We start from the raw sequence: 23,696 nt of genomic DNA, 5'->3' as shown, positions 1-23,696 counted from the left end.
ATTTGTATTTTAGATAAGTTGCTTCTAGCATGGAACTATCAGGCACATTCTTACGTAAAACAAGTGTTTGCCTGGAATAGCGCGTTTTTGACTCACGGAGCCATCGTATGTCTGCAAAAGTTTTAGTCGTTTTAACCAGTCATGACACATTAGGAGATACAGGCAAAGAAACCGGGTTCTACTTGCCAGAAGTGAGCCATCCAGTTGCAGTGTTCGACAAAGCAAGCTTGAGTGTTCAATACGTAAGCCCCTTGGGTGGCAAAGCTCCTATGATTGGGGTTGACCTAAATGACCCGCTCAACAAAGCCTTCCTCGACAATCCAGAAAAAGTCGCACAGGTGGAAAACACATTACGCCCCGAGCAAATCAATCCAGCCCAGTACAATGCCATCTTCTATGCAGGTGGACACGGTACCATGTGGGATTTCCCCGATAACGCAGAACTAGCCCGCATTGCGACAGCGATTTACGAGCAAGGCGGCGTGGTTGGAGCAGTGTGTCATGGTCCGGCGGGACTTGTGAACATCAAACTCTCTAATGGTCAGTATTTGGTTGCAGATAAAACTGTTTCCAGCTTCACCAACGAAGAAGAAGCCGCAGTGGGATTAACTGAAGTTGTACCGTTCCTATTGGAATCGAAGCTGATTGAACGTGGTGCAACTGTGGACAAAGCACCTAATTTTCAAGCGAAGGTGGTTGTGAGCGATCGCCTGGTGACTGGACAAAATCCCGCATCGGCAATGGGTGTCGCTGAGCGTATGGTAGAACTGCTCGCGCAAACTACGAGCGTTCTTTCTTCAGCTGTTTCTGCGTAAGCCGTCCTGACCCACTGTATTTGAAGATAAGCACTTCAACAAGTGCGTCTCAAAAGCCTTCACTGACGGATACTCTCAGGTTGTCTCATCCTGTCCTCTAGAAAATCCTCTGTGCGTCATGAGCAGGATAGACAACCCGCAGTACACGTTTTGGGCAAATTTCGTAGAATCACTTGCTCCTTAATGGCATTTGGCGATCGCCTTCAAACTACCCCTTATAGCGATACCACCGTTTCCGCCGCTTGTTCTCCACCATGACGGGGACGAAGATGCAAGGTGATTTCCGTATCGAGTCGCTTGAGGAAAGTGAGAAGTTTACCCTCGCTGAACCGTTGAAACTCTCCTTTCATCAAATGGGATACCTCGGGCTGTGGAATACCGAGAAGGTCACTGATTTCGCGTTGTTTCAAGTTACGCCCTTTCAGGAGACGGAGTACCTGAATCCCTATCTTGCCACGGGTAAAAAGTTCATCGGCATCCGCCAAACCAAGGTCAGCGAAAACGTTGCCAGTGCTTTCTTCAAAAACGGGTTCTTGGGTCATGGTTGTTTTTCCCTTTCTAGTGCATCCTTATAACGTTGTTTAATCAAGTCAACGTCCGTCTGTGGGGTTTTGATACCGCGCTTTGATTTCTTCTGAAAAGCGTGCAGGACATAAACCTTCTCCCCAATCTTTACCGCATAAACTGCCCTGTACGTGTCGGTATCATACCGTTTGACGATTTCATACACGCCGCTTCCAACCCCTTTAAAAGGCTTGGCATCCATTGGTGTTTCCCCTGCTTGCACCAATTGCAGCGCATAGCCTACCGATGCACGCACATTTTCAGGAAACTCACGAATATTCTTACGAGAGTCTCCCATCCAAACAAGAGGGCGTAACGGGATTTCTGAAACATCCTCATTATCAACCATAATATATGAAATTTCCTATAAAAACAAGTCAGCACAATAGCATGAAATGTCACCTGCACTTTGTAAATATATTTGGGCTGGTGTATTGTCAAAGAAAGTTTTATGCCGCGATCGCCCGGAGCACACTGTCCTTCGGGCAATCGCAGGCACATATCCCCTTTCACTAAAATTGCGGGAGAACTCGGTTTTTTCCACTCTCCGTTTCAGCGAGACTAAGTACGTTCTGAGCTAGACACTACATTTGGAGCCTCCGAACGGAACAAGGGAATTGCAGCTAAGGCGGCTACCAGGACGATCGCAGCAAAAAGGAAGAGCGCCGCGCTCAAGCCCAGTCTCAGCACCTCACCAAAGAGAAAGCTGCCGACACCAAACCCAATAAATAGAGTGAACACGTTGAGTCCCATCGCCTGACCGCCGCGCTTTCCACCCAAGGAAGTCACAATCCCAGCAAGCAAGGGTTGTGTCATGTCATAGCCAAGGGACAAAAGCGTTACTGCCACAGCTGCAACAACTAGAGGCAAGTGGAACATCAAAATAGCAGCTGCAACCCCTGCGATCGCAAACCCAGTGGGTAGTAGCCAACTGCGCCCCCAGCGATCTACAGCGCGTCCAATCATTGGACCGAGTAAAAAACCTGGAACACCGTAGCCAAGAAGTGCTAGACCGATGCCGACTTCCCCCAAACCGTAGCGCTGTTGGAAGTACAAACCGAGCCACGTGTAAACCCCTGAGTGAAAGATGCCATTGAGCAGCACGTAGGCATAAGTTCGCCGTCCCCGCCCAGATCCAAGTAACATCTTGTAAGTAGTTAACAAGTCACGGATGTTGTTAGTGGTCGAGCGTGTGGCATTCCCCAGAAGATGCCGTTGAAGGTACAGCAGGCTCAACACAAGAGCGCCAAGAATACCGACCCCAAGGAAAATCCCACGCCAGGTGATGAGTGGCTCAAGCAAAGCTCCGAATGTTGAACCGAATGCCATACCTCCAGCCATCGCTCCAAATATCCAGCCCATCGGACGTCCCCGCCGCTCATAGGGATATATGTCCCCTATTAATGTCAGCGCTAAAGGGATGACACCGCTGGCACATAGTCCGGTTAAGAAGCGCCAGAAGATGAGCTGTGAGGCTGATTGTGCCGTTGTTGTGAAGCAAGTTAGGACAACAAACGCCAGCAACGAAGTCAGTATGATGCGCCGCCGTCCAATTTGGTCCGAGAGTAAACCATAGATGAGTGACCCTATCCCATAGGGAATCAAATACGCCGGGACTATGAGTCCAATCGTCTGGCTAGAAACCTTGAACGCAACGGCGAGGTGAGGGATGAGCGGTGCAACCATGTAGGCTTGAAAAAAAATCAAGAATGTTGCTGTCACAAGAAGCCGTAGCAAACGTTCGCGCTGGTCTTGACTTTTTGGTGCTGTTAGTGTGTGTTTCATCCTAATTATTAGTTCCCTTCTTAAAACAACTTAAGTGAAAAGTTTTGGCACCCTAATCGGAAAAATCACCACGTCCCGACGTTAGGCATTGACACCCAAGGTTCTGCCGGAGAAAGGGATTGTCCTGCTTGGAGTAATTCAATGGAAATTCCATTTGGGTCTTTGATGAAAGCCATACGACCATCTCTGGGAGGACGCAGGATTTGAACTCCATTCGCTTGCAGGTGCTGACAAGTCTCATAAATGTCATCAACCAGATATGCTAGGTGTCCAAAATTGTTACCTTGGATGTAGATTTGTTCATCCCAGTTGTGAGTTAATTCAATTTCTGGCGCACCTTCATCGGTTGCTAAAAAGTACAAGCTGAATCGTCCGTGTGAGTAATCCTTGTGTCTGAGAAGTTTCAGCCTCAATTTATTGCAGTAGAAATCCAAGCTTTCTTCCAAGTTTTTGACCCTAATCATGCAATGTAAAAACTTCATTGATCTAATACTCCCAAGTGATTTTCTAGAAACTCAGACAAAGTGATGCTACTGACAGAATTCTCTTTAGCAATGTGAATGTGGTCAGGCGCGTTATATCCCCAAGTTGCCCAGTAAGCGCTGTATCCAGCTTTTTGAGCTTCTACCACATTCAAAATGTTGTCATCAAAGAAATGCAGTTCGTGAGGGGGAACGCCTGACAAATCTGTAATCTTGCGGAAAGCTTCTACTTTCATTTTTTGTTCGCCAAAAATTCGGCTTTCATCAAACTGAATACCTGCACTGCTGAGGATTTTCATTACCGAGTCGCCGTCTTTAGCGGTAACGATATAAACAGGCAAGTCAATTGTGGTTAAAAAAGTTTCCATGCCTGGATATAAAGTGTGATAGCTCAACCATTCTGCCTCTTTCTCCCTTCTTACCTTGTGTCTGTAGGCAGTCACATTTTTCGTGAACTCATCTATAACATCTGAGTTAATTGATTGGTAAACTGCCTCAAAATCCTCTTGCGTGGCAATTGGGGTTGTATAGTCAAACAGTGGAACAGCGAAGTGACCCAGGTGTTTGGCGAAATTTCGACAGTGCTTAAACCGTTCACAAAATTCTACTGGTATGGCTTCTAAACCTTGGGCACTGAAGTCAGATACATCTTTACCATGATATCCATTCCAGGAAACTAAAATACATTCCTTCAATCCATCACAAATCAATCCGTCGAAATCCAAAGCTATGACTTTTTTCATCAGTTGTTCCTCCTAGTCAGGTGTTGATTGGGTGGCTCTCAATTGTTTTAAAAGCTATACAGTTATCAAGGTTGTTCGACAAAAAAGTCCCCCCTACCCCCCTAAGAAAGGGGTTAGAAATGTGATTGTTGAATCAAAAAATTCTGTGGGAGGACTCTTCTCTCGAGTTGAAGCGGGAGGAGAAAGGTACTCCTTGCTAGCTAATGATTAACTCTGGCTGTTTGTTACCGTTGATGTGAGCTTTTTCTGTTGCAGCAAACACAGCTCTCATAAACTTACCAACCTGACCGTAGTAGGAACAAGTAATAATATTGCCGTCAGTGACCACATCTGCATCGATAACATTAGCACCAGAGTTAATCATGTCATCCACCATCCCAACATAAGCGCAGACAGTCCGTCCTTTCAAAACTTTGGCGGAAATCATAATCCACGGACCATGACACAAGCCAGCAACAATTTTACCTTTCTCTGCCATTTGATTGACGAATTGCAACACTTTCTTGTCTTGTCTGACGCGATCGGGTGCTTCATGACCCCCAGTGAGAATGACAACGTCATACTTATCAATGGACAAATCGTCGAAGGAAATCAGTGGTAGGGCAGTTTTATCCATTGGTAAGGGTATTCCATATTTACCCTTAACTGGGGAAGCTGCTTTAGTTGCAACATCTACTGCATATCCTTCTTCTTTCAAGCGGTAGTAAGTGTAAACTACGTCATGATCTTGAAATCCAGGACCTGTGATGATAACTGCGTTAAACATTTGAGACTCTCCTAATCGTTGATAATGGTTGATAAAGTTATAGATTGTGAGCGATCGTGAAGTAGAGATTGTCTGGCTCTAGCATTGACATCGACATAGTGCCAGCCTGAAACACTTGAATGTCATGAGTAAAAACATTCTTTATGCCCAACGAAACAGCAAAGATTAAGTTGTGATCGGGACGGCAAATAATATCCATCCCACCTTTCACCCCAAATCGGTATTTGTTGGAAATACCAGTGGACCGGATTTTGGCGTCACCCAGAAAATCGATCTGATTGATCTCACCTATCTTGTGGTCTAAAGTCTGCGTCTCGTAGAGTCGCCCCTGCCGTCCATACTTGTCCTTGGCTCTCACCAAATCAAACTTGTTCCGAGGGGTTTCAATTTCCACTAATTTCAAAACAGAATCACCAATGTTCTCAGTGGAATGAAACGCACCTTTGCGGATATGAACAAAGTCCAGTGCCTCAAGGACAGGAGTTTCAGCCAAGGAATGGAATTTTGCAGTACCCTCAAGACACAACAAAACAGTTTCCTTCCGGGGATGGCAGTGCATTGATGTCGATTGTCCGGGAAGAATGTCTAGCTTCCACACATCATAAAAGAGGTCAGCGTAGATGCGACATTCACGTCCCCAGGGTTTTTCAATCAAACCATCCAAATACAAATCCAAACCAAATTGTTCAAAGTTTAGTTCTAAACCTTCTGCCCTTGCTTCACTTAACAGATTCACATCATGGATAGAAGGATGCACTACGTTCGTAATGCCAACAACTTTCTTTTTTGGCGGATCGACTAGTAACTCCATGTTTTGCTCCTCATGCGTTGAAAGTTGAAACTCAATTCATTACAGCGTTTTGCAACTAGATGGAATACACCCCTCCCTAACCCTCCCCTTATCAAGGGGTGGGTGCCGCTAGGCGGGTGGAGTCCATACAATTGAAAACTGCTGTAGCCTAAGATTTATGTTTTGCCCCCTTCCCCCACAAATTCAGGGGAAGTTGAGCATTCTCTTAGAGTGTTAAAGGGCTTTCTAAGCTTTTAGTGCTTAATTTCTGAGCTGTTAAAAGCTTGACTACCGCCTCAGCCACACCTTTTGTTGATGCTGGATTTTGTCCAGTGACAAGGCATCCATCAACAACAACATTGGCTTGCCAGTTGGGTGCTTTTACAAATTCCCCACCAGCATTTTTCAGAGCATCCTCCAAAAGAAATGGCATAACTTTTGTTAACCCGACAGCTTCTTCTTCTTCATTGGTAAAACCCGTGACTCGCTTGCCTTTAATCATGAAATTGCCATCCGGATTTTTAAGTTGCACTAAAGCTGCAGAACCATGACATACTGCCGCAACCACTTTGTTTTGAGCGTAAGCAGTGGGAAGAATACGTTGCAACTCTGCATTAGCAGGAAGATCCCACATAGTTCCGTGCCCCCCTACTATTAAGTAAGCATTGTAGTCCTCCACTTTTACTTCTTTAAGTAGTAAGGTATTCTTAGCGTACTTGGCATAAAGTGTGAATTCTTCAGAGAGGCTTTTAAGGTCAATCGGTGCATTTTTTCCTTGAGGTGAAGCCACCGTAATATCCAGCCCCGCCTCAGATAACACTTCATAAGAATGTGCCAGATCTGAAAGATATAAACCTGTGGGTTTTTTTGTATCTCCCAAACGGTTATGGCTTGTCACTATCATTAAAACTTTCTTTGGCATGATGACCAATCCTCCGCCTTTGTGTTTAGAAAATTTCAAGTTTATTTATTTTTAGTGAAGCACTTAGGAATATACAGAAATTGGTAAGTGAGAAAAATTTTTTGATTTGAGAAAAATCTCAGTTGTTGAGAATTTTTCAGTTTCAAAAGTCAATCTTGAAATAGCTCATACACCCAAATTTCTCACATAATTGACAAAGCAATAAACGAGTAGCGGTTGATTGCGTACTGGTCGCAAACAATACTCTTCTAAACTAGCAAACAGCAGGGCGTTCTTTAACATCTCATCAGTTGTGTATTGAGCAATGGAAACCATCTGTTGTTGTATATAGTTATCACTTTGCAGTAATTCTTCGATAACTTCTTGCAACACATCCAGTACCGTCCGCTGGTGGTTTCGACTCTTGGCTACCCAAGTCTGAATCTTAGGACGTAATGTCACCAAACTTCCCAACCGAGTTATTAAGTTGCGATAAGCACGTTCTTTGGTAATCCCTAAGTAGCGCCGACGTAAAATCTGGTAGCGGTACTCCACCGCCTGGTGGACAATTTTTTGTTCCTCTTGGTTGAGTATCCCATACTGCTTTAGGTGATTTAAGAAAAGCCAGCTCATTATACTTTCCCTGTTAGCAACACTTTGTTCTGGACACTCCATTGCTAACCGCGATCGCCAATCTTGCACCAGTCTTTCTGCATCCATTGCTATAGCGAGATAGCACTCCTCGAAACCCTGTTTTAAAGTTTTCATATGACCCCCTTTTATCCCACTTAACTTTTTTACTGGTCACTGCCTTTAAAGCTCTCTTATCTTTAAGAGAACATATAAAAATCTCAGATTTTGGTAACTCAAAAAACTTTTTGGGACTGAGATTTTTCTCAGTCATTGAGAATTTCTCAGTTTCAAACATACAACCCTGTCAAGACATTTATACTTGAAAAAAATGGTCTTGCCAAATACAGATAAAGCGGTTCTTAATTACGTGCAATACACATAGAAGGGCGAACAACCGTACCCTGCGGGAACGCTGCGCGTTGGTGTAGCCTGTCCGCAGGACTTACGCCCCTATATTGTGTTGATATGACTAGACCTCTTGCATAAGTAGATTGCATCTGTGTGCATCTGCGTGCATCTGCGGTTAATTATCCATTTTTTTGGACTTTTGCAAGAAGTTTAATGTTTATTTATTAAATACATCTTTTCAAAAAATTGAAATTAATTCAACCACACTGCAGGTATTTAAAATTTTTGGTTTCCGAATCATCAATAATTTCGCGTTCTCCTGCAGGTTTGGCAGTTACTTATTGAATGTCTTGACGATTTTACTTTTCCCAAAGTAACAAAAGAGAGATAAGTAGGTAAGCAGAAGAAAATATAACTATGTTGACCGTCATTAGTCAAAAGTCTTATGTGTGGCAAATGACCAATGACTAATGACAAAGGACGATCCTTACCAGTTAACTTTATTTGTACCAACTTACTTAATTAGCGGATTCGCACAAATCCTGCCTTTTCAATTAATTCTTGACCCTGGTCTGTTCTCAATAAATTGGCATAGGCTTTGCCTGCTCGTTCCTCGTCTTGACCATTTTGTTTGACAATCACAAACAAATGGCGGGTAATTGGATACTGACCACTTTTGAATGCCTCTTTGTTCAGCTGGTTGCGCTGCTGCTCTGAGCATTGAGAAGGAGGGACGAAAGATCCCTTGTAGGGAGGCACAAGTTGAGTCAGTTGACGCCCAATTGGCAGAGACTTAACCCAGCATTGCGGTACAACCTCTGGTGCTGAGCCGTAGTAGATACCACCTGGGTTCTTAATCACTTTTTGCAGCGCATTAGTCGTTATAGGAATAAACTTGACGTTGGGACCAAACTTCCCATTTTCTCCTAGAATGTTTTCCTCAAAGAATTTAACCGTGCCGCTATCTTCTTCACGCCGGGAGTAGGCAGTAATTGGGAGGTCAGGACCGCCGACTTGAATCCAGTTAGTAAACTTGCCAGTGTAAATACCCTTGAGTTGATCGATAGTGATACCATTGAGGTTAAGGTCAGGATTAACTGCCACAGCAATTGCATCAATTGCTACGGGTATTGCACTGAGGGTGAAGTTTCTCTGCTGAGCACTCTCGTGATCCACTGGTTTAAGACCACGAGAGGACAGAGAAAAAGTTAGTTGACCGTCCAGCAACATTTTGATACCGATGTTAGAACCATAGGCACCAGTGGGGTGTGACAGGTAGCGCAATTGAAACTGTGGCTGAGCATTTTCGATGGCTTGTTCTACTGGACTGTAAATGGGGACAAAAGAAGTGCTGCCGCCGTAGCTAAATAATCCTTCTGGAACCTGCACTTTCTTAAAAGTCCTAAGATTATTGTCTACTCTTTGCCCTTGAGGATTAGAGATAGGATCAATAAATCCTATTGGTTTTGAAAAATCTATAACTTGAGGTGAAGCAATAGCAGTAAATAGCGCCAACATTGATAGAATAACCCAGAGAACAAGTCGGGATTGCCTTCTTTGACGAATGAATGCCCAAACTGGACGATTATTTTTATTCAACTCTTGAGTTACCCAACTCCAATTAAAAACAGCCTCATAGATACGATTAGAAACTTTTAACCGTCCCCCAATAACACTTACCAAACCCGATCGCAGGAGTTCCATGTCTTCTGGGCTGTTATCACTTTGCACTTCTCCACGCTGCAAAATTCGCTGATACCGTTTCAGCAGTCTAGCGCTTTGCCTACTGTTAACAATCAAATTTTGAATCTGTCTTAGATGCTCTGATGCTTCTTGAAATTCCCACTCTTCTATCAAGTGGGAGCGCACCAACCTATCAACCCGCTCTTTCTCCTGCCCTTGTGGAATAAAAGGTTCAGATTGCTCAAGGATAATTTCAAAGATTTTTTTTGTGAGTTCTCTTTGAAAAGATGTCCACGAAAGCACTTCTTCTGTGACAGTAGTAGGACTATGGACTTTTTTCTCTAATTCGGAATTTATACTACTGACATAGTTAAAGATATCTTTTTTGTCCTTTTCGGTAATCATTTTAACCTCCTTAAAAATTTTCTATGACACTTCTCAATAAAAAATGCTTTTCTTGCTTATTTACAAAAGGTTTATTACTATCTGCCCACGCTGTAGCTCTTTGCAGATTATCTCCAACCAACAGTTGGGATTTATCTTTACACTTGGAATCCAACCAAGCGATGAGTTCTTTAGCATAAGGTCGCGAACTACCTGCTAACGCTTCATCAACCCAACTCTGATTAAAAACCAACTGGTAAGTCCGGTTAGCAACCCTTAATTTACCGTCTATATCGTCTACTAACTTTAATCTCAGCAGTTCTTCTTTTTCCTGACTGCAATCTTCTGCCACTTCTTCTTGTCGCAAAATTTGTCGATATAGCATCAGCAGCCAAAAAGAGCCGTGTTCCTGATTTTTGAGAAGGCAATCTCGAATACTCTTTAAAGGCTTTACCGCCTCTTGAAATTCCCAGTTGTCAATCAAGTGAGTTTGTACTAGCTGCTTAATATGTTCTACTTCATTGTTTGCGAGGATATTAAATTCACAAATAAGTTTACAAAGCGCTTTAATGAGAAAGGGATTAGGCTTAGTCCATAAAAGAATCTCTCTGACGACAATGCTATAGGGGACTTTAGTTTTTTCTTCTAATTGGGGGAGCCATTTTTGTAAAACCTCTAAAATATCTGCTTTATCTTGCTCCGAAAGCATTTCTAGTATCCCTGTACAGCCTACTAAGCTGTCAGTAAAAGTCCTTCTAACCCAATTTTGATTAAAAACCTCTTTGTAAATACGATTAGAAACTTTCAATAGCCCCTGCTCATCAACCACCAGCCTAAGTTTAAGCAACTCCTGTTGTTCTCTACTACCGTCTTCCGCCACACCGTGTTGCTGCAAAATTTGCTGATAATTCTCCAGCAGCCGAAACCGATCGCACTCCAGATCATCAAGAAGGCGATCGCAAATCTCCCTCAGAGGCTTCGCCGCTTCTTGAGCTTCCCAATTGTCAATCAGTCGCGATCGCACCAAGTTATCAACCCACTGTACTTCAAAACCTTCTCTTAAAGGTGTTGAGGACTTTAGTAGTCGAAAAATGGTATCGTTAAGTTCTTCTTGACCGCCTGTCCATGACAGCACTGCTTCAATAACAGCTTCGTAATTGCTGATATCGGATAGATATTCTTTAGCTCTCTCATCAAATCGTCGGCTGGCATATAAAAAATCATAGTCTTCTACAGTTAAGTTTCTTCCTTCTTTCCATGTATCTGCATCCCTATATTTCTGCCCGTATAACAACTTCGACTGATCCAAGCGTGCAGACTTTAACCAAGCGCGTAGTTGCTCAGCATAAGGTCTTAAATTCGATAAAGATTCTCGAATCCAAGTTTCATTAAAAATAGACTGGTAAATCCGGTTACAAACTTTTAAATTACCACCCTGTTTTACTACCAATCCAGATATCCGCAATTCCATTTGTTCCGGGCTATCATCTGCTGCTACTTGCCCCTGTTTCAAAATTTTCTTATAAAGCTCCAGTATTTTAACAGATGATTTACTTTGCAGTAATCGACTGCTAATTGTCTCCAAATGACGTAGCTCATCCTGGTCTTTCCAATTCTTAATGACCCGCGATCGCACGAGCGACTCTATGCTGTTCTTTTCATGACCCTCCTGAATAGTAGATTTTGAATCTAGAACAAGTTGACAAAGTTTTTGAGTAAGAAACGGCTGTCACCTGCCAACTCCATATTTCTGTCAGTACAGCACGGGGATCGCTAACTTTACCTTCTAATCCCTCCGCTAATTTCAAAGCTTCTTCCAATTTAAAGGGCTGCAGTTCAATAAGTCTGCCAATATTAAATGGCATCCGAATTGTGTCTTGAATTAACTCCAAGGGTGTTGCCGCCCCTAACAGCACAAACGTAAGACGCTTATAATCTGTTTTTCAGTCCGTTGGTTATAGCAAAAGCGAATAAAACTTAAGAAATCGTCTTTAATAAAATCTAAGGAAATAATTTTGTCAATTTCATCTATAAAAATAACTATTCTTTTAGAAATATTTATCAATAATTGTGATTCAATTAATTTTATTAATCGCTGAATATAAGATAAAGCATCATGCTTATTCCACCAACTTTTTAAGTCAAAATCTGTTATTTTACCTAAATGTTTTATCAACTCATATGCAATACTGTAGTACCACCTTTCTTGAGTAATATTTTTTTCAATACCCTGTAGGTCAATCGAAATACAAGCAATGTTTTCATTTTGTAGCCTGTGTTTTGCCTGTACCCGCAAACTGGACTTTCCCATCTGTCGTGCGTTTAGCACATAACAATATTCACCATTATCTAGCGCATCATAGAGGTCTGTATCAGCCTGTCTTTGAACATAGGTGGGATGTCCAAAAGCTAAGCTTCCCCCACCAGCTTGATAGCAATAAGCAGAATTGGCTTCTATTTTTATCATGCATTAGATGCTCCATTTAGATAAATGCGACTCTCAGCTTTGCAGTGAAGAATATTTGCACAATTTAATGAAAATTAATCACAGTACAGATGAACATTGCCTAGTAGCTTTGCCCTATAAATGCTCCTGAAAGTACAGACGATAAAGTTCACAGGAAGGCTTCACATTATTGTCCTCTATATGTACTAGTCCCATACGCTTTAATTGAGACATCTGCTTTGGCTCTAACTGCACTAACACCGAGTTAGTTGCTCCATTGATTACCTTTTTCATCGCTGTAGCTAGCTCGGTATACTGTTTTAGTTTTTCCAAAAGATTTAGCAAGTGGTTGCTATAAATACCAAATGGTGTATGTGCTTGTTTTAATAGCTCCTCAAGTGTAGTGTCCTGATAATTTTTGAGTTCTGAAAGTGCTTTAGTTAATAGCCAAGGATGTCCACCTACAAGGCTTATTAAAGCTTTGATATCTGAAGGATTTAAAGCTAGTCCATGCCGTTCCACTAATTCCATGACTTCTATATTCTTTAAATGGTCGCAATTCAAATTCTATACCAACATTAAATGGGGATTCATAAATTTCTAGTGGAATATAAACATCTGTAGAGTAAGCAATGACCAACCGTAATTTTCTCCAGATTTCGTGAGTTCTAGCCAGTTCAAACCAATGACGTAGTAGACCAAAGAAGGGTGACGCTATTGTAGAATATGGGAAAACACAATCAACATTATCTAAGCCCAAAACCAACGCACTTTTGTGGTCTATTTGAGCTAACAGACACTTTTCAAAATAGTTTGTACAGTTGGGATTGCTGCCTAAGTTTTCATCCCACTCATAATTTATTTGAGTAGGCAGCTGCAACTGCAAACTAATGTTATTACAGAACCAACGTAAGAATTTATCCAAAGAGGAGAAAATTTCTTCATCGGCTAGCAAAAGGTTCAAACGCACTTGTCGATAGTTATACCTTTCTGCTTTTTGCAGAATCTCTTGCATTAACCAAGTTTTACCCATCCTGCTCGGCGCTTTAAGCCGAATTAAAGAATCTGGTTGCTTAATCAAATCGTAGCAACATTGTTCAATAGGGGGTCGTTCCACATATAAGGAGGCTTTTGTCGTTTGTTCCTTGAGAGGGGGCTGTTCCGCTTCGCTACTCCTATTAAGAACGATAAGAGTCCCCTCTTTGATTAACTCAACTATGTCAGGCACGGCATTTCTAATTAGATTAATGAGCTGATGTCGCTTGCGCTCACGCTCACCCATTCCATTGCTGAGACCAAAGTCTTTGTAAAGCAACCTCAAATGCTGGCTTAGAGCATCATCAGCGATTTGGAGATCGCACATAATTTTGTCGTTTTGATCACCTTGCAAGACTTTCTCCAGTACCATCCGACGTTTGGAAGGTAGCCCTTTAAATTTAGTTATCACCTGTTCTTTGTTCATACAGTTCCCTTAATGCTCAACCACAACTACGTCAAGTCTTTACAAAAGTTATGCATTTTTTAATCAATTTTGTTGCAGTGTTAACTAAAGCGCCTGTCAATTTGTGCTAGGTTTGTAAAGTGGCTTTAATGCACCAGCACTTTTAAATTCTAAATTCTGCCTGATTATTTTTAGGTATGACATACTCCTTAGTTGACCATTGCCGTTTAAAGTTGGTGCATAAAAAGTGAGTAAAAAGTAACCTTACTCTAGCACACTAGATTTCATATATATCTGTCTATCTAAAGTAGTAATTTATCTTAAGAAGAAGAATGGCAGTTTCTCTCAAAGCTTCCGATCAAGGACTACAACTCGTGGATGCAGCTAGGCGCAAGCGGGGCTGGACAAAAGCGAGTGTGGAATGGCGTGAGGCAGCTCAAGTTGCACCAGCTAGCTTGAAGAGGTTTTGGCTAGGACGCCCTATTAATAAAGATACCTTTGTAGCGATTTGTAAAGCTGTAGGAGTAGACTGGCTACAAGCCGCCGAGTTGCAAAACGAATCTGAACCTGAAAACCAAGAACAAAGTCTACAACCTGTAAAGCCTTTATCTTCCTCCCTTGAGATTGACTGGCGACAATTAGCCCAAGAAATGCTCGTTGATCGCAAAAGGCTGACCACCAATCCTTTAACCGTTAGAGATGGATTGACATTTAATATAGATGAGATTTTTGTACCTCTGGGATTGGTGGAGCGACAGCAACAAGCTAGGCGTAGTGGCAATGTCTTTCCAGAGCGAGGATCGCAGTTATATCAGCCGGAACCCCATGCAAGAATGTTTCAGCAGGATGAGTTTTTTGAGCAAATCCTGCGCCGAAGGCAAAGCCCCATAAGCCAAGGGCGACGGTTAGCCATTCTTGGAGAACCAGGAGCTGGCAAAACGACCCAGTTGCAGACTATAGCAAATTGGGTGTTCAAAAACACCAAGCAAGACATAGCCATTTGGATCGCCTTGGCAGATTTGCAGGGGAAAACCTTGGAAACTTATTTACTAGAAGATTGGTTGAAAACTGCTACCCGGAAAGTGCGCGTCACGGAAGCCATGCAGGAAGCGCTCTCGCAACAGTTCAACCAAGGTCGGGTATGGCTGCTGTTAGATGGTCTAGATGAAATGGTGACCAACACTGCCAACCCGTTAGCTGAGATTGCAAACCAACTGACTGGTTGGGTTGCCCAAGCGCGAGTGGTTCTGACGTGTCGGCTAAATGTTTGGGACGCTGGTAAGAACGCCTTGGAAAGTTTTGATGCCTATCGCACTTTGAATTTTAGTTATGGCGATGTTCTTTCAACAGATCAGGTAGGGCAGTTTATTCACCATTGGTTTAATAACAACCCAGAACTAGGGAACCAATTAAGAGCCGAGTTAGACCAACCGGGACAAGAGCGCCTCAAAGATATGGTCAAAAATCCCTTGCGGTTAGCGCTATTGTGCCGCACTTGGGCTAGACGACAAGGAAAATTACCCCACACCAAAGTCGCACTTTACCAGCAGTTTGCTGAAGCACTCTACGAATGGAAACAAGAAAGATTTCCTACAACGTCGGCTCAACGCCAGGAATTGAATGCGGCGCTAGGACGATTGTCAAGAAGAGCGATCGCCCAAAACTCATCCCGATTTCGACTGCAGCATCGCTTCATCTCGTCGGAACTGGGCGAAGCGGATGAGGAGGGTTCCCTGTTTCATCTAGCGCTACAGCTGGGCTGGCTGAATCAGGTAGGAGTTGCGGCAGAAAATCCGGATGAAAAGGTCTATGCCTTCTTTCATCCCACCTTCCAGGAATACTTTGCGGCGCAAGCCATCCACGACTGGCAGGAGTTCCTCAAATCGGACAACCGCCGTTTATTTTTTGAGCCGCAGTGGCAGGAGCTAATTTTTCTCTGGCAGGAGCGAAAAGATATACCAAAGCAGCAAAAGGAAAACTTTATCGATGCATTGATTAAACAACTCTACACCAGCACAGATGATGATACCCGCTGGCAAATTGCCAAATTCTTGGGTGAAATCGGTGCCAGTAACAAGGATATCGTTAATGCGTTAACCGAGCTGCTGCACAATAGTCAAGATAGCTATACGCGCTGTCAAGCAGCTACTAGCTTGGGGCGAATCGATCCTGAAAACTCAGACGCTATCAATACCTTGTTAGAACTACTGCCTAATAGTAAAGACCCGTGGCTTCGTCAGCGAGTTGCCGAGAGCTTAGAGCAAATTGCGGCTGGCAACTCCGACGCCATTAAAGCTTTAACTAACTTATTAAGTACGAGTAAAGATGAGTGGACCCGTGAGCAAGCTACCAAGAGTCTCTTGGGACAAATCGGTGCTGTCAATCCAAACAAGAGCGAAGAGCTAAACGCTCTGCTACTTGAAGCAAAACTTCACCCACCAAAGAGTAAGGAGGAAAGGATAGCTTTAACAAAACTGATTGATGGAATTACGAAATCAAGCAGACTTTATGGTAAAGGTAAAGTCTCCCCTGATGTTTACAATCAGGCACTTGATGCAGTTTTATCAGAAATTTGTAAGAAAATTCGTAATGACGATTCTAAACAGGATGACGTAATAACATGGGTAAATTTCCTGCTGGAAAAACATCTCACTTCTTCTACCTCAAGAGAGGAGCGAGAATTGCCTTCTGATGCTAAATATACATTATTACAATCTGAAGACATTAAGAGTAAACATATATTAGGTCATCCAGAAGCAAACTTTCAAGCATTAGCGAAACGACGGGATGCCGGAGAATTCTGGAAAGATATTTCAGAAGATTGGAGAATTCCAATTTCAAAACTGAATACTTTTTACAATTTTTGTGTCAAACACTTCGCTCCCACCCTTAAGGAATACTTACATAAGTAACAATGACTTGGCTGAGTAAAGTAATGAGTAAAGTAAAAGTAGATAGTTCATGATTAACTCAAAAGAACACTTAAGTGTAACCCTCCCTCTGACTCCTGAAGCTCATCGTATTGCTGAAGAGTTTTGGGAATATCATGATAGCCAGAAATCTAAAGAGGTTTACATGAATACTTTAGCAGTTTATACAGTGCGTTCATACTTACAAATGCTGGGTATTCAGACAGATTTGGAGGCAAGTGATAGTTGGAACTATAGTATGCAGAGTCGCATGAATATTGCCGATTTATGGGTGACAAATATGGGGAAGTTAGAGTGTCGCCCGGTGTGGCCAAAGGAACAGGAATGCCCGATTCCACTAGAAGTCAGGCAAAACAGGATTGGCTATGTAGTTGTACAGATTAGTGATTCACTTAGCCAGGCAACAATTCTGGGATTTTCCCAAACTGCATTAACGGGCAATTTAAGAATAGACGAATTACAATCTCTGGAATATTTAATTGAACTCCTCAAGGAACCTGTGAACTTGAGCCAATGGTTTGAGAATGTTTTTGAGGCGTGTTGGCAGACGGTGGAAGCATTTTTAAACCCAGAACAAGACGTTCTGGGTTTTAGTTTTAGAAGCGCTCAGGAGTTGAGAGCTAATGAACCGGACAACTCAGCAGTTGGTGTTAGGCGAGCCAAGCTGATTGAGTTGGGAAACCAAAGTGCTCGCCAGCAGGTGGTTCTAGTTGTTGGGCTGACGCCAGCTGCCGATCCGGAATTGAATGTCTGGGTGGAGGTATATCCCAGAGGCGATCAAACCTATCTGTCATGCGGTCTCCACCTGATGTTGCTAAATGAGAAGGGGAGTTCCTTTTTCAGAAAAGCCATAGAGGAAAGAACCAACAATATTCAAGTGAAGTTTAGTGGCAAACCTGGAGAACGTTTCAGCATTATAGTTGCTTTGGGTGATGTCAGCATTACCAAAGCGTTTCTAATTTGAGGGTAATCAGCGAGCGACCAGTACCGAGCATGAGGAAGTTAGTTGTTCTGAAACTAGATGGTGATTTTGCTCAACAGGGGGTTCGAGTCACATTGGAGATTGGGGAAGAAGGAGCCCGCCCCTCAACGGCAATCACTGGCTTGTTGCCTCCAGCACCAGAACTGGTCACCTACTATGACCGTTGGCAGTCAAACTATCGAAGTCTTATGGTTTCTGCCAGCAGGATCAAACTTGAAAAAGTTGTTTACAATGGTTCTATCGACAAGCGGTTCGAGACCTGTAGCGACTCAACGTTGGTGTTGCGCGATCGCCTGAACATCTGGCTCAACTCCGAGTCTTTTCGTCCTATCCGGGAGCAATGGCTCAAACAATTAGTGCCCTCTGACGAGGTACGGGTGCTGATTCACACTCGTTCCAAGCAACTGTGGCAACTTCCCTGGCATCTATGGGATTTGGTTGAGGAGAATTACCCTCTGGCTGAAGTGGCCTTGAGTTTGCCAAGGAGGTATGAACCTCTAAAATATAAAACGCTCACTCGCCGAGGCTTTGTCAAAATCTTGGCTATTCTGGGCAATAGTGACAGCATTGATGTCCAGAAAGACAGGCAGTTGCTAGAAAATTTACCCAATGCCGCAACCACTTTTCTAGTAGAGCCTAAACGCCAGGACATCAACGACCAGTTGTGGAACAAACCCTGGGACATTCTATTTTTCGCTGGTCATAGTTTAACCGAGGGTGAAACAGGTCGAATCTACATTAATAAAACGGATAGCTTAACGATTTCAGAACTCAAGTATGCCCTAAGAAACGCTGTTGCTGGCGGGTTGCAACTGGCCATTTTCAACTCCTGTGATGGATTGGGCTTAGCGCGAGAACTACTTGATTTGCACATTCCGCAAATCATTGTTATGCGAGAGCCTGTGCCAGATCTGGTAGCACAGAAATTTTTGCAGCATTTTCTGAAAATCTTTGCCGAAGGCAAGTCTTTGTATCTGGCGGTACGGGAAGCACGGGAAAGGTTACAAGGTTTAGAGGATAAATTCCCCTGTGCCAGTTGGTGCCCAGTGATTTGCCAGAATCCAACAGAAGTACCTCCGACTTGGCAGGAGTTGTGCGGTAGAACTGAGTGCGAATGCCAAATTTCACTAAGTAGGCGTATCCTTCGCACAGCGCTCCTAGCGAGTGTGGCGATAACCAGCTTGGTGATGGGGGTGCGGCAACTAGGGATGCTGCACGCATCGGAGCTACAGGCTTTCGACCAGTTGATGCGACTGCGGCCAGATGAACCTCAGGACTCACGGCTCCTGATAGTCACTGTCGATGAACAGGATATTCAGTATCAAGACCAGAAGGGGATGGAGAGGCGAGGGTCACTATCGGATAGCGCACTAGCTCTACTTTTGCAGAAACTAAAGCCGTATCAACCGCGAGCTATTGGCTTAAATATCTATCGCGATTTCCCTGTAAAGCCCAATCAGCCAGATTTAGCCACTCATATGCGGCGCAATGATGGCTTCATTGCTGTGTGCAAAGTTAGTGATCACACAAAAAACAATCCGGGAATTTTACCTCCTCCGGAGGTTCCGCAAGCACGCCTTGGGTTTAGCGATGTTGTCACAGATCCAGACGGCGTTTTGCGTCGCCATTTATTAGCAATGAACCCAGCCCCCACATCCCCTTGTACTGCACCCTACGCCCTCAGCGCTCAACTAGCATTCCACTACCTGGAGGCGGAGGGCATTTCTGCCAAGTACACCCCTCAAGGGGAATTGCAGTTAGGCAACGTCGTCTTCAAGCGCTTGCGATCGCATAGGGGCGGCTATCAACAAGTGGATACAAACGGCTATCAAATATTGCTCAATTACCGCTCTTACCTCCATTCCCCTTTAAAAATCGCGCCAACAGTCACGCTCACACAAGTTCTCAAGGGTAAGGTTAAGCCTGAGGCAGTTCTGGACCGAATTGTCCTCATCGGTGTCACCGCCCGAAGATTTAATAATTATATGAGCACCCCCTACAGGGATAGCCAGGGGTTTAACCAGGAAATACCAGGCGTAATTGTTCAAGCGCAGATGGTGAGTCAAATCCTAAGTTCGGTTTTGGATAAGCGACCGCTGTTATCAGTTTGGCCTTTTTGGGGCGAAGCTTTCTGGGTCTGGGGCTGGTCTATGGTGGGAGGCATCCTCGTCTGGCGTTGTCGGTCACAACTACATTTGGGAATGGCGGGAGGAGGGGCACTCTTGGTCTTGTACGTTCTTTGTTTTGGCCTCTTCACCCACGGCAGTTGGGTACCTCTCGTCCCGTCAGCCTTGGCTTTGGTAACCACTGGCGGTAGTGTGTTAGTCTATACTCGCTCCCAGAGCCAGCGACAGCAGCATACAACTGTAATTTTGAGTCATGACTGAGATAAAGTTGCCTCTTCAAAAAATGAAACTTAGTTTCGCTATCACTCTAGCACTGGTGGATTTCGCACATGTACAGGCACAGTCTGCCAAACCTGTCATTCTTGTGCAAAGCTCTATTCTCAACGCAAGCAAACAATTAAACGAACCATTGATATTCAACACACCACCCCCCCACCCCCTGACACCGGAAAACCCGAGCGGCGCACTGACACAGGAGGTAGTCTGACTTCCCCAGTCAGTACATTAAACCTCGCTAGAAAATAGAGACTTGGGAGGAGGTCAACTAACAGAAATCCCCGTTGCTATTCCATGAGTAGGTAGTCGGTTGGCGGGGCAGTTTTAAATTATAAGTGTTTTGAAGAACAGATGCCAGATCGTTACAGTTACGTTAATTCTACCCCAATATGGTTCGGATAAGTAGGGGAGGCAGGGGAAGAAAAATCAGTTCTTTTCTCCCCCGCTGCAACTCTACTCCCCCTGCTCAAGAACTGCTTACCTCAACAGATGATCTCCCTAACCGAACCGTATTGTGGCATCACCTGTGATTAAAATGTAAAATTTAGGCAATATCAGCTTTACCGAAAACTTTCGGAAACGAACGTAAAAATAAGGATTTCATCCCTCGCCAATAAGGAGGCAAACAGCATTCGTTAAGAGCGATTGCTTTAAGGTAGCTAGCTGTATCGCCGCTCAATGCTCATTATATAGTTCTTTTGTGGTGTCCCAGCATTTTCCTGAAATGTTTACATGGCAGGGCTTCTAAAAAACTTTTCGGTAAAGCTGAATATTTATGATTGTCTATATTTTATGGAAGTATAACCTGTCAAAAAAAATATTTGACAAGATGATTGTTAGGTTAGTTGACTATTACTTAACTTGAGACTGCCGTTTCTTTTTCGTACTGTTCGAGTAAACGTCCTATGCTTCGAGGGGATATATCCGAAACGATTCCTCTACGTACTGCTTCGGAGGCGATTATTTCGTTTTGAGCGTGTCGCGAACGATAATCTCTATTGTTCCAAGTAACGATTTCGATGATCTTGCTCACTTGGGCTTGTTTACACTTTTTAGGTCTTCCTGCAGCTGTTCCCAAAATTTTTTCAACTTTGTCAATTGCCTCTTCCCAAGTTTTTGCCTTTATGGTACTTGAGTTCCACTTCTTTTTCCATCCTACTACCGAGCCAAGACTTACTTCTAGCTCTCTGCTTATTGCTGCGGTAGTCTCTCCTGCTTCCGCTTTTAACAAGGCTTTAGCTTTAGTACTGGTATGTTCGTTTCCTGTAGCTACTATATGTATAAGCGCCTTTCTTTCTATGTCTGTTATTGCCACTGAGTCAGCTTTAAAACCAGGCATTATTTTACCTACTCCATAATCTTTCAAAATTTTGCCAAAAAATTAGAGATCTGATATACTCTTTTCATACAATTAATTTCTCATTTACTCAAGGGCTTGGGGCAATAAGATCTTAAAGGAAAAAGCAAGCCAACCTGTTAACGCCAGGCTGGACAAATGCTTTTGTCTTTACAATAAACTAACATAATCATACCATGAATTACCCTGTTTGTGTACGACTTCCCTTCAATAGCTGTTTTCTATCCCCCTGTTGGTACTTGGCAAATTCTTTAAGTAGATTTAGCCATCTTGGGGTTAATATATATACATATTTGCAAAAGTTTGTTTATTTTTGCAGTACTTACATAACAGGCTTATTGTTATTTAACAAACTTAATACTGTCTTAAGACTTCATAACCTTTGGTTTGGCTTTAATTATTCAATTGCTTGCAAGGTTTGGGTTTGAGCATTTGAGGAGGTGTTCGCTCAGGATAAGAGTTCAGTTTGTTCAAGATATGTCTTTGAGAATGCTTGTGTATAAATATGCATTGTTTAGACAATCAGCAGATTTTCCATCTTTCCCCAGATGAGTTGATTATTCACCAGAGGCTAATAGAAATTTATGGTGAGGATGAAAACCGCCCGAAATTGGAACAGAGTATTCAGCGAGAGGGAATCATTACGCCTCTTGAGGTTTCAACACGCACCGGGGCAAACGTTGTACTTTCTGGTAAGTGTCGGTTGCAAATAGCCAGAAAGCTTGGTTTGCCTGTAGTTCCAGTCATCATTGGCGATTATGCTTCAGCTGAAGAAGAACTTAACGTTCTGTTTGACTGTAATCTGCACCGAGAGGTGAAGACTTATTTCCAGAAATTTAGGGAAGGTGTCTACTGGGAATCCAAGCTTAAGCGCCAAGCCAAAGAGCGGCAACGTGAAAACGGCCTTCGTCAATCAGCGCTCCTCAACCAGAAGTTGTCAAATTTGACAGATTCAGTTGATGAAAATAATTCTCATAAAGATAGTGGCAGTAAGATTAATGTTCGGGCTGCTGTAGCTGAGAAATTGCGCTTAAGTACAGGTAGTTATCAGAAAGGGAAAAAAGTATTTGATTTAATTTCTCAATTAATAGAACTTAGCAAATTGCGTTCAGCTGATGCGCTGCAACGGGAATTCAACCGCAGTATTGATGCGGCGTACAAGTTTATTTGCGACGAGCGTCGGGATGAAGTATTAAATGTTATTGAAAATGGTGAGGTAAATACGATTCGAGATGGACTAGGTTTAGTACGTCGAGGGTTTCGCAATCCGTTCCGAGGCTTTGAAATTGGGCAGGTTTATCACTTTAAAAAGCGTGTTCGTCCGCATTTACAAATATGCGGTCGAGTCATTAAAATCACTAACGAATTTATTGAGTTTGGTTTTCGGAATTTTAAAACTAACGATTTGGAGACTATAAATCTTAGACCTCAACAGGTTGATGCTTATTTAGAGGAGGAGCCTTCGATGCAAGAGAGAGCGCGAATATTTCGGTTATTACAAAAATTTGGTTCGATTTACCCACTACGAGTGGGATTGACTGAAATGTTGAATTTTCCGAATTTGACAATGGAGGAGGAGCGATTTCTGACATTTATAGAAACTGGCAACCTTGAAGAGATGATTGACCAGCGTCCGATTGAATTTGAAATTTTATCTAAAAATGAAAAAACTGAGATTCTCGTGCTGCATAAGTAGCCGTTTGCTAACCAGGAGATCTGGACAAAACCCCAGAATGACAATTTCGTAATATCTAAAGTTAGCAAATTTTGGTGGGACTTGCAGTACGAGTTTGCATTATTTTAGCGTCAACTACCGCACACTTCCCGTTCCGGGTAAGTGTGGGCTTGAATAAAGCCTGTTGACCAGACGGCTAGGAAACCCTAGCAGCCGTTAAGACCAAGCGTTCAAGTTCGTACCTTGAAATGCGTGCCAGTTTCAAGCTCTACAACTGAGTAATTAAACAGGACATTCGGAAAAGCCAGTGTTACTCAGAAAGTACCGAGTCTTAACACCGTCGAGGCAAACCCTACCAAGAAATTGAGAGATGCAGTAATGCGTACTTTTGTTCTAGATAAAAACTTAAAACCTCTTGACCCCTGCCATCCAGCTAGGGCAAGGGAACTACCAAAAAAGGGAGGGCTAAAGTATTCAAGTGCTATCCGTTCACTATTGTTTTGCAGGATAGAACCGTTCAAGAATCCGTAACCCATCCTCATAGAATCAAGATTGACCTGGCTCCAAAA

22 protein-coding genes and 1 pseudogene are annotated in these 23,696 nt (G+C 43.1%); 7 read left to right on the top strand and 16 right to left on the bottom strand.

The window, feature by feature from the left end; all coding sequences use genetic code 11:
* Positions 1 to 107: 107 nt before the first annotated feature.
* On the top strand, positions 108 to 815 hold the full coding sequence (locus V5G28_RS03010; RefSeq protein WP_332990770.1) for a type 1 glutamine amidotransferase domain-containing protein: 708 nt from the start codon (positions 108 to 110) through the stop codon (positions 813 to 815).
* A gap of 215 nt (positions 816 to 1,030) precedes the next feature.
* Here V5G28_RS03010 and V5G28_RS03005 read toward each other — a convergent pair whose 3' ends face one another.
* The 15 genes and pseudogenes from V5G28_RS03005 to V5G28_RS02935 form a co-directional block, all read right to left on the bottom strand.
* Complete coding sequence (locus V5G28_RS03005) at positions 1,031 to 1,357, bottom strand: helix-turn-helix domain-containing protein (protein WP_332990768.1); 327 nt, start codon at positions 1,355 to 1,357, stop codon at positions 1,031 to 1,033.
* Positions 1,354 to 1,728 carry a type II toxin-antitoxin system RelE/ParE family toxin gene (locus V5G28_RS03000; protein WP_332990766.1) on the bottom strand — a complete coding sequence of 125 codons (375 nt, stop codon included), beginning with the start codon at positions 1,726 to 1,728 and terminating at the stop codon, positions 1,354 to 1,356. Before V5G28_RS03000 ends, V5G28_RS03005 begins: the two co-directional genes overlap by 4 nt.
* A gap of 212 nt (positions 1,729 to 1,940) precedes the next feature.
* A complete protein-coding gene (locus V5G28_RS02995; protein WP_332990763.1) occupies positions 1,941 to 3,164 on the bottom strand; it encodes an MFS transporter in 1,224 nt (407 codons plus the stop codon).
* Between the two features lie 65 nt (positions 3,165 to 3,229).
* On the bottom strand, positions 3,230 to 3,646 hold the full coding sequence (locus V5G28_RS02990; protein WP_332990761.1) for a VOC family protein: 417 nt from the start codon (positions 3,644 to 3,646) through the stop codon (positions 3,230 to 3,232).
* Positions 3,643 to 4,389, bottom strand: coding sequence for an HAD family hydrolase (locus V5G28_RS02985; RefSeq protein WP_332990759.1), 747 nt, complete (start codon positions 4,387 to 4,389; stop codon positions 3,643 to 3,645). Before V5G28_RS02985 ends, V5G28_RS02990 begins: the two co-directional genes overlap by 4 nt.
* Positions 4,390 to 4,585: 196 nt before the next feature.
* Entirely contained in the window at positions 4,586 to 5,155 is a 570-nt protein-coding gene (locus tag V5G28_RS02980) for a type 1 glutamine amidotransferase domain-containing protein (protein WP_332990757.1), read from the bottom strand.
* A 37-nt stretch (positions 5,156 to 5,192) separates the two neighbouring features.
* Positions 5,193 to 5,966, bottom strand: coding sequence for a cupin domain-containing protein (locus V5G28_RS02975; RefSeq protein WP_332990755.1), 774 nt, complete (start codon positions 5,964 to 5,966; stop codon positions 5,193 to 5,195).
* A 205-nt stretch (positions 5,967 to 6,171) separates the two neighbouring features.
* Positions 6,172 to 6,867, bottom strand: coding sequence for a type 1 glutamine amidotransferase domain-containing protein (locus tag V5G28_RS02970; protein WP_332990753.1), 696 nt, complete (start codon positions 6,865 to 6,867; stop codon positions 6,172 to 6,174).
* A gap of 180 nt (positions 6,868 to 7,047) precedes the next feature.
* Positions 7,048 to 7,614: pseudogene (locus V5G28_RS02965) on the bottom strand (hypothetical protein); the annotation flags it as partial.
* 735 nt (positions 7,615 to 8,349) lie between these two features.
* Complete coding sequence (locus tag V5G28_RS02960; RefSeq protein ID WP_332990749.1) at positions 8,350 to 9,915, bottom strand: PstS family phosphate ABC transporter substrate-binding protein; 1,566 nt, start codon at positions 9,913 to 9,915, stop codon at positions 8,350 to 8,352.
* Positions 9,916 to 9,925: 10 nt separating this feature from the next.
* A complete protein-coding gene (locus tag V5G28_RS02955; protein ID WP_332990747.1) occupies positions 9,926 to 11,530 on the bottom strand; it encodes a hypothetical protein in 1,605 nt (534 codons plus the stop codon).
* Positions 11,531 to 11,552: 22 nt separating this feature from the next.
* A complete protein-coding gene (locus V5G28_RS02950) occupies positions 11,553 to 11,759 on the bottom strand; it encodes a hypothetical protein (protein ID WP_336229548.1) in 207 nt (68 codons plus the stop codon).
* 41 nt (positions 11,760 to 11,800) lie between these two features.
* Positions 11,801 to 12,361 (bottom strand): AAA-like domain-containing protein, encoded by a 561-nt coding sequence (locus tag V5G28_RS02945; RefSeq protein WP_332990744.1) that lies wholly within the window; start codon positions 12,359 to 12,361, stop codon positions 11,801 to 11,803.
* 114 nt (positions 12,362 to 12,475) lie between these two features.
* The gene (locus V5G28_RS02940) at positions 12,476 to 12,871 is read right to left on the bottom strand and encodes an AAA-like domain-containing protein (protein ID WP_332990741.1); all 396 of its coding nucleotides are present in this window, start codon (positions 12,869 to 12,871) and stop codon (positions 12,476 to 12,478) included.
* The gene (locus tag V5G28_RS02935; RefSeq protein ID WP_336229545.1) at positions 12,777 to 13,802 is read right to left on the bottom strand and encodes an AAA-like domain-containing protein; all 1,026 of its coding nucleotides are present in this window, start codon (positions 13,800 to 13,802) and stop codon (positions 12,777 to 12,779) included. The genes V5G28_RS02940 and V5G28_RS02935 overlap by 95 nt, the downstream gene beginning before the upstream one ends.
* A gap of 311 nt (positions 13,803 to 14,113) precedes the next feature.
* On the opposite strand from V5G28_RS02935, the gene V5G28_RS02930 reads away from it, so the two are divergent.
* The 4 genes from V5G28_RS02930 to V5G28_RS02915 are packed head-to-tail and all read left to right on the top strand — an operon-like array spanning position 14,114 to position 20,306.
* Complete coding sequence (locus tag V5G28_RS02930; RefSeq protein WP_332990737.1) at positions 14,114 to 16,693, top strand: HEAT repeat domain-containing protein; 2,580 nt, start codon at positions 14,114 to 14,116, stop codon at positions 16,691 to 16,693.
* A gap of 49 nt (positions 16,694 to 16,742) precedes the next feature.
* Positions 16,743 to 17,675 carry a DUF1822 family protein gene (locus V5G28_RS02925; protein WP_332990735.1) on the top strand — a complete coding sequence of 311 codons (933 nt, stop codon included), beginning with the start codon at positions 16,743 to 16,745 and terminating at the stop codon, positions 17,673 to 17,675.
* 29 nt (positions 17,676 to 17,704) lie between these two features.
* On the top strand, positions 17,705 to 20,080 hold the full coding sequence (locus tag V5G28_RS02920) for a CHASE2 domain-containing protein (protein WP_332990733.1): 2,376 nt from the start codon (positions 17,705 to 17,707) through the stop codon (positions 20,078 to 20,080).
* Between the two features lie 22 nt (positions 20,081 to 20,102).
* The gene (locus tag V5G28_RS02915) at positions 20,103 to 20,306 is read left to right on the top strand and encodes a hypothetical protein (RefSeq protein WP_336229544.1); all 204 of its coding nucleotides are present in this window, start codon (positions 20,103 to 20,105) and stop codon (positions 20,304 to 20,306) included.
* A gap of 645 nt (positions 20,307 to 20,951) precedes the next feature.
* Here the strand turns inward: V5G28_RS02915 and V5G28_RS02910 are convergent.
* Positions 20,952 to 21,461 carry a helix-turn-helix domain-containing protein gene (locus V5G28_RS02910; protein WP_332990731.1) on the bottom strand — a complete coding sequence of 170 codons (510 nt, stop codon included), beginning with the start codon at positions 21,459 to 21,461 and terminating at the stop codon, positions 20,952 to 20,954.
* Positions 21,462 to 21,957: 496 nt separating this feature from the next.
* Here V5G28_RS02910 and V5G28_RS02905 point away from each other — a divergent pair, with 496 nt between their 5' ends.
* Together V5G28_RS02905 and V5G28_RS36575 are read left to right on the top strand one after the other, a co-directional pair.
* Entirely contained in the window at positions 21,958 to 23,148 is a 1,191-nt protein-coding gene (locus tag V5G28_RS02905) for a ParB N-terminal domain-containing protein (RefSeq protein ID WP_332990728.1), read from the top strand.
* Between the two features lie 479 nt (positions 23,149 to 23,627).
* Positions 23,628 to 23,696, top strand: a 69-nt coding sequence (locus V5G28_RS36575) for a hypothetical protein (RefSeq protein WP_442994207.1), incomplete at its 3' end; no start/stop codon positions are given.

This window comes from Scytonema sp. PRP1, from assembly GCF_036697665.2.
GTDB lineage: Bacteria > Cyanobacteriota > Cyanobacteriia > Cyanobacteriales > Nostocaceae > Kalymmatonema > Kalymmatonema gypsitolerans.
The sequence above is the reverse complement of the archived record's forward strand: the minus strand, read 5'-3'. Positions and strand labels throughout refer to the sequence as shown.